Source organism: Glycomyces dulcitolivorans (assembly GCF_003265355.1).
Taxonomy (GTDB): domain Bacteria; phylum Actinomycetota; class Actinomycetes; order Mycobacteriales; family Micromonosporaceae; genus Glycomyces; species Glycomyces dulcitolivorans.
Genome location: NZ_QFRW01000302.1, coordinates 21219 through 27469 on the forward strand (window position 1 = coordinate 21219; position 6251 = coordinate 27469).

General features: G+C 70.1%; 6 protein-coding genes. 3 read left to right on the top strand and 3 right to left on the bottom strand.

The features are described from left to right. The first annotated feature begins 2 nt into the window (after nucleotides 1-2). Nucleotides 3-941: a F0F1 ATP synthase subunit gamma gene (locus tag DI269_RS21015; RefSeq protein WP_112139460.1), complete on the top strand. Its 939-nt coding sequence runs from the start codon at nucleotides 3-5 to the stop codon at nucleotides 939-941. A 2-nt stretch (nucleotides 942-943) separates the two neighbouring features. After that, nucleotides 944-2371 (top strand): F0F1 ATP synthase subunit beta, encoded by a 1428-nt coding sequence (gene atpD, locus DI269_RS21020; protein ID WP_112139462.1) that lies wholly within the window; start codon nucleotides 944-946, stop codon nucleotides 2369-2371. A 67-nt stretch (nucleotides 2372-2438) separates the two neighbouring features. Here the strand turns inward: atpD and DI269_RS21025 are convergent, their stop codons facing one another. Both DI269_RS21025 and DI269_RS21030 read right to left on the bottom strand, forming a co-directional pair. Continuing rightward, nucleotides 2439-3362, bottom strand: coding sequence for a glycosyltransferase family 2 protein (locus DI269_RS21025; RefSeq protein ID WP_112139464.1), 924 nt, complete (start codon nucleotides 3360-3362; stop codon nucleotides 2439-2441). Next, a complete protein-coding gene (locus DI269_RS21030; RefSeq protein ID WP_232822849.1) occupies nucleotides 3355-4374 on the bottom strand; it encodes a sulfotransferase in 1020 nt (339 codons plus the stop codon). Before DI269_RS21030 ends, DI269_RS21025 begins: the two co-directional genes overlap by 8 nt. Nucleotides 4375-4498: 124 nt before the next feature. On the opposite strand from DI269_RS21030, the gene DI269_RS21035 reads away from it, so the two are divergent. Next, complete coding sequence (locus DI269_RS21035; RefSeq protein ID WP_112139468.1) at nucleotides 4499-5320, top strand: WecB/TagA/CpsF family glycosyltransferase; 822 nt, start codon at nucleotides 4499-4501, stop codon at nucleotides 5318-5320. Nucleotides 5321-5369: 49 nt separating this feature from the next. Here the strand turns inward: DI269_RS21035 and DI269_RS21040 are convergent, their stop codons facing one another. Further along, nucleotides 5370-6101 carry a class I SAM-dependent methyltransferase gene (locus tag DI269_RS21040; RefSeq protein ID WP_112139470.1) on the bottom strand — a complete coding sequence of 244 codons (732 nt, stop codon included), beginning with the start codon at nucleotides 6099-6101 and terminating at the stop codon, nucleotides 5370-5372. Nucleotides 6102-6251 lie beyond the last annotated feature (150 nt).

Consider the following 6251-nt stretch of genomic DNA (forward strand, 5'->3'; position numbering starts at 1 on the left):
CCATGTCAGCGCAGCTTCGTACCTTGCGTAAGCGGCTGAAGTCGACCCAGTCCATCAAGAAGATCACCAAGGCGCAGGAGCTGGTCGCCACCAGCCGGATCTCCAGGGCGCAGGAGCGGGTCGCGGCTTCACTGCCGTACGCGCGGGCGATGACGAGCGTGATGACGTCTCTGGCGTCGAACGCGTCGATCAACCACCCGCTGCTCCAGCCGCGGGCGAACGTCCGCCGCGCGGGCGTGCTCGTGGTCACTGCCGACAAGGGGATGTGCGGCGCGTACAACGCGAACGCCATCCGCACCGCCGAGCAGCTGATCACGCGCCTGTCCGAGGAGGGCAAGGTCCCGGTCCTGTACGTGGTCGGCCGCAAAGGCGTGGACTACTACCGGTTCCGCTCCCGCGCGATCCAGCAGTCGTGGACCGGGTTCTCCCAGCTCCCGAAGGTCTCGGACGCGCAGGAGATCACCCGGACGCTGCTCGCGGCGTTCATGTCCGGCGCCGACGACGATGGTGACGACGCGGGTGCCGACGGTATCCTTGGGGTCGACGAGCTGCACATCGTCCACACCAAGTTCGTCTCGCTGCTGACGCAGACCCCCGAGCCGCGGCAACTGGCTCCCCTCGAAGTCGAAGAGGTGGAGGAAGAGGAGCTCGACGAGCACATCCTCCTCCCGGACTACGAGTTCGAGCCGAACCCGGAGGCGCTGCTCGACGCGCTGCTGCCGAAGTATCTGACGACCCGCATCTACGCGGCGTTGATCGATTCGGCGGCGAGTGAACTGGCGTCCAAGCGCCGGGCCATGAAGGCGGCTTCGGACAATGCCGATGAATTGATCAAGACCCTGCGGCGGAGCGCGAACGCGGCGCGGCAGGCGGCGATCACGCAGGAGATCAGCGAAATCGTGGGCGGGGCCAGTGCCCTTTCCGCCGCAGGAAGAGAGTAACGATGACTGACACCCAAGGAGTGGGGCGCGTCGTACGGGTCATCGGGCCCGTCGTCGACGTCGAGTTCCCGCGAAACGCCATCCCGGCGATCTTCAACGCACTCCACGTTGACGTGACCTACGGCGAGAGCCCGAAGACGCTGACCCTGGAAGTGGCCCAGCACCTGGGCGACAGCCAGATCCGCGGCATCTGCATGGCGCCGACGGACGGCCTCGTCCGCGGCGCCGAGGTCCGCGACACCGGTTCGCAGATCAAGGTGCCCGTCGGCGACGGCATCAAGGGCAAGGTCTTCAACGTCCTCGGCGAGTGCCTGAACCTCGAAGAGGGCCAGACGCTCGAAGCCGACGACTACTGGGAGATCCACCGCCACGCCCCGGCGTTCGCGCAGCTGGAGCCGAAGACCGAGATGCTGGAGACCGGCATCAAGGCCATCGACCTGCTCGCCCCGTACGTCAAGGGCGGCAAGATCGGCCTGTTCGGCGGCGCCGGCGTGGGCAAGACGGTGCTCATCCAGGAGATGATCATCCGCGTCGCCCAGAACTTCGGCGGTTCGTCGGTGTTCGCCGGTGTCGGCGAGCGCACCCGTGAGGGCAACGACCTCATCGCCGAAATGGCCGAGGCCGGGGTTCTGGAGAAGACCTCGCTGGTCTACGGCCAGATGGACGAGCCGCCGGGCGTGCGTCTGCGCGTCGCCCTGTCGGCCCTGACGATGGCCGAGTACTTCCGCGACGTCAAGAACCAGGAGGTGCTGCTCTTCATCGACAACATCTTCCGGTTCACGCAGGCCGGTTCGGAGACCTCCGCGCTGCTGGGCCGCATGCCCTCGGCCGTGGGCTACCAGCCGACCCTCGCCGACGAGATGGGCGAGCTCCAGGAGCGCATCACCTCGCTGCGCGGCAAGGCCATCACCTCGATGCAGGCCGTGTACGTCCCCGCGGACGACTACACCGACCCGGCGCCGTTCACCGCGTTCACGCACCTTGACGCGACGACGAACCTGGAGCGGAAGATCTCCGACAAGGGCATCTACCCGGCGATCGACCCGCTGGCCTCGAACTCCCGCATCCTGGAGCCCGAGGTCGTCGGCGCCGAGCACTACGCGGTCGCCTCGACGGTGAAGCAGATCCTCCAGAAGTACAACGAGCTTCAGGACATCATCGCGATCCTCGGCATGGACGAGCTGTCCGAAGAGGACCGCCTCGTCGTGGGCCGGGCGCGCCGCATCGAGCGCTTCCTGTCGCAGAACACGTTCGCGGCGAAGCAGTTCACCGGCGTCGAGGGCTCGTTCGTCCCCGTCAAGGAGACGGTCGAGGCCTTCAAGAAGATCTCCGAGGGCGAGTACGACCACTTCCCCGAGCAGGCGTTCTTCATGTGCGGTGGTCTCGACGACCTGCACCGGAACGAAGAGGAGCTCCGCAAGAAGGGCTAGTCCCTCTTTGCCGCTCTAGGCGAACGGCCCCGGAACCGCGAGGTTCCGGGGCCGTTCCCTTTTGGCTTCAGATGCCGCGGCCTCTCCTGTGGAGCGCCGCCATGACCGCGGGGACGCCGACGATGCCCGCCGCTGCTGCGGCGGCGACCGCGGCGCGCGGTTCTCCCGGGTTCGCTTTCGTGGCGCGCAGGGCCCACCGCAGGGCCTCCTTGCGGTCGCCGATCGCCGCGTGCCAGCACGCGATCTGCCCGTAGACGCGGGCGGCGCCCTCGGGGCTGCCGTGGATCTCGGGGTGGCGGTCGAGGATCCACCGCAGCGAGGAGATCTTGGTGTCCCAGCGGGTCTCGAAGTGCGACCCGGCCCAGTTCACGAGCGCGTACGGGATGTCGACGTGCGCGATCGGGCGGCGCCGCGAGGCGCGCAGGAGCATGTCCCAGTCCTCGTTCTGGCTGCCGGGCGCGTCCTCGGCGACGAGCCCGAGCCCGCCCAGGAGCGCCGAGCGGCGGAACAGGAACGTCGAGGAGTGGAGCATCATCATCCGCGACCGGAGCAGGTCGACGTGGCGGACCGTGGACTTCTGCGCGAGCCGCGCGTTCCGCCTGCCGCGGTAGTCGACCTCGATCGCGGTGGTGCACAGCTCGGCCTCGGTGCCCAGGGCCGCGACCTGCGCGGCGAGCTTCCCGGGGAGCCATTCGTCGTCGTCGTCGAGGAACGCGACCAGGTCGGTCTCGACGGCGGTGATCCCGGTGTTGCGGGCCCCGGCCAGGCCGGGGGTGCGCTCGTTCCTGACCACCCGCACCGGCCGCTTGATATCGGTGCCCTCGTTGAGCTCGTCTTCGAGGCCCGGGCTCGGCTTGGCGCGGTCGAAGACCACGACGACTTCGAGTTCACCGGGGTAGAACTGGGTGAGCACGGACCGCAGGGCGGCCCGCATCTGCTGGGGGCGGTCGTGCGTCGGGATGACGACCCCGACGGAGGGCCAGTCAGTCACGGGCGCTCACCTCTTCGCGTGCCGGGTCCTCCACAGGGGCCTCATCTTCATTGAGGTACCCGTATCTGCCCAGAAGAGGCCGCGTCAGCGTCGAAACCATCCGGCGGGTGCCGTCCGAGAGGTCCTCGGTCCACGCCTCGTCGGGGAAGATCGGGATGCGCCCCACGGTGAACCGCATCGGGTTGCCCGCCGCCGAGTGGCTCGGGCCCAGGTCGGCCCAGCCGTCGCCGATGTAGTTCAGGTCCGACTCGACCAGGTCGAGCCCGCAGAACCGCGCGAGCGAGGCGATGACGCGCCTGGGGCGCTGGATGATCCGCTCGTACCTCACCCGCCGCACCGGGACCCCGCGGCGGGCCAGGAGGCTGAACGCGGCGTTCTGCGCGTTCCACAGCATCGCGGCCTTCGCGGGGGAGTAGCGGGTCATCTGGTCGCCCGTGGGCGACTCGGGCCGGCGCACCTGCTTGGTCCACGAGTAGGCGACGCCGCGCGAGTCGCGCACGACGTGCATGACCCGCAGGTCGATCTTGGGTGACCAGCGCAGGCAGTACGCGAGCGACGCGTGCTTGGAGGAGTCGACGACGACCTGCGCCCGCGTGTCCTTCGCGGCCGCCTCGTAGATCTTCTCGAAGTACTCGGCGTACTCGGTGACGAGCTGGTGCTGCGCGGGCGCGAGCTTCTTCGCGGCGAGCGCCGGGATGTGCCGGGTGCGGTCCACGGTGGCCTTCAGGGCGTTGAGCCGCTCGACGTCGACGTTCTCCCAGGACCCGAACGCGCGGTCGCCGATGCGCTGCCAGAACTCGCAGTGCGAGAACGTCGCCCCGCACGCGCACATCTCGTTGCCGACCAGGTCCCGCTCCCACAGGTGGGTGATCTCGCCGAGCGGGACGACCCCGGGCAGCTGCCCCAGCAGACGCTCCAGGAGCGTGGTGCCGGAGCGGCCCAGGCCCCCGATGAAGACCACTTTGACGCGGTTCTCGGACTGCTCGGACTGCTCGGCCGTTCTCCAGCTCACTGAACCCTCGCTCACCCTCGTGCTGCCGCTGATGACCCCTATAACGATCCGGGGTGGGGTCGAAGACACGCCCTGAGGCGAAAAATCCCGGAAAACCGCGCGCCGGGCTCTAGCGTCTGATGTCATGGAGCGCTTGGGCCCTGCGCGCGCCGCGAGCGCGACCGGCCGACCTACCCCACGAATCCGCTTGGGCGGCATCGGCATCGACCCGGTCACCGGGGCCGCGGCGGTCGCGCGGGTGCTGGACGCGATCGACGCCGGCCGCGGCGGGCAGATCGTCACCCCGAACGTGGACATCGTCGCCGCCGCGCGCCGCAGCCGCGAACTGCGCACGATCATCGACGCCTCCGACCTCGTCACCGCAGACGGCGCGCCCCTGGTGTGGGCGTCCCGGGTCGCCGGCACGCCGCTGCCCGAGCGCGTCGCGGGTTCGGACCTGGTGTGGAGCCTGTCAGCGGCCGCTTCCGAACGGGGCCTGCGCATCGCGCTCCTCGGCGGCACCCCCGACGGCGCCGCGCGCCCGACCGAGCGCGCCGCGCGGATCCTCGAAGCGCGCTTCCCGGGCCTGAAAGTGGTCGGCGCCTGGTGCCCGCCGATGGGCTTCGACCGCGACGAGTCGCAGTGGCGCGCCCTGGTCGAACGCGTCCAGGCCGCCGCCCCCGACCTGATCTACGTCGGACTGGGCTTCCCGAAGCAGGAGCACGTGTGCGTGCGCCTGCGGGCCGCCGTCCCCAGGGCGTGGCTCCTCGGCTGCGGCGCGAGCATCGACTTCATCGCCGGATACCGCCGCCGCGCCCCGAAGTGGATGCAGCGCACCGGCACCGAATGGCTGTTCCGGATGTGCTCCGAGCCGCGGCGCCTCGCGAGACGGTACCTGCGCGACGACCTCCCCGAAGCGCTCCGGCTCCTCGCCGAGGCCGCGAAAGAGCGCCGAAGGAGGCCCTGAAACGGCCGCTGGCCGCCGAACGGCGCCCGGCGGCCACTGTGGAACAGGTCTAGCGCCTGCGGGCGATGTAGACGACGTCCGTGGCCCACTTCGACATCGGCGAGCACAGCGCCGAGTCGGCGGCCTTCGCCGCCCAGATCCACGGCCGGCGGTAGCAGCCCTGCGTGAACATCGTGAAGCCCTGCATGCCGACCAGGTCGAACCCGTGCCGGTCGAACAGCTCCGCCATCTCCTCGTGCGACAGCTCCTGGAACCACGTGTGCGCGTCCAGGCGCCCGAACGTCTTGCGCAGGTGCCGCAGCGAGGTCGCGTTCCCGTGGTTCTCCACCAGCAGCAGACCCGCGTCGGGGTCCGGCAGCGCCATCGACGCGAAGTCCATGAGCTGGTCGCGCAGGTGCAGGTCCACGTTGAGGACGAACCGGAACGCCGTCACCAGGCGCGGGCGCGTCTCGTCCGGCTCCGGCACCGCCAGGCCCGGCGCCACCAGGTGCGCGTGCCCGGGCGTGCCCAGCTCGCGGCCCTTCTGGAGCATCGCCTCCGACGTGTCGTAGCCGTGCGACACCGACACCAGGCCCGCGAGCATCCGCGCGACCCTGCCCGTGCCGCAGGCGAAGTCGTGGTGCACCGGCGGCATCCCGAACGCGTGCGGCACGAAGCCGCGCAGCCAGCCCGCCTGGCGGCTCGACACGATCGACGAGAAGGTCCCCGGCGCGTACGTGCGCTCGGCGTACTTCTCAACCGCGGTCGGGTCCTGGAAGACCTCGGTGTAGTTGGCTGCCACGGTGTTCCCCTCTTAGATCCTGGTCCGGTAGCGCAGGAGCGCCACCGCCCACGCGGCGCCGGCCGCCGCCAGCGCGGCGAGCGTCCACAGCGGCCCGAACGGCGCCGCCGCCAGCGGCAGGACCCCGAACCCGAGGCCGGCCGCGAGCAG

Excerpts from the sequence above, each read along its gene's own strand:
- atpD (WP_112139462.1), top strand. The coding sequence starts at position 944 with ATGACTGACACCCAAGGAGTGGGGCGCGTCGTACGGGTCATCGGGCCC.
- DI269_RS21035 (WP_112139468.1), top strand. The coding sequence starts at position 4,499 with ATGGAGCGCTTGGGCCCTGCGCGCGCCGCGAGCGCGACCGGCCGACCT.
- DI269_RS21015 (WP_112139460.1), top strand. The coding sequence starts at position 3 with ATGTCAGCGCAGCTTCGTACCTTGCGTAAGCGGCTGAAGTCGACCCAG.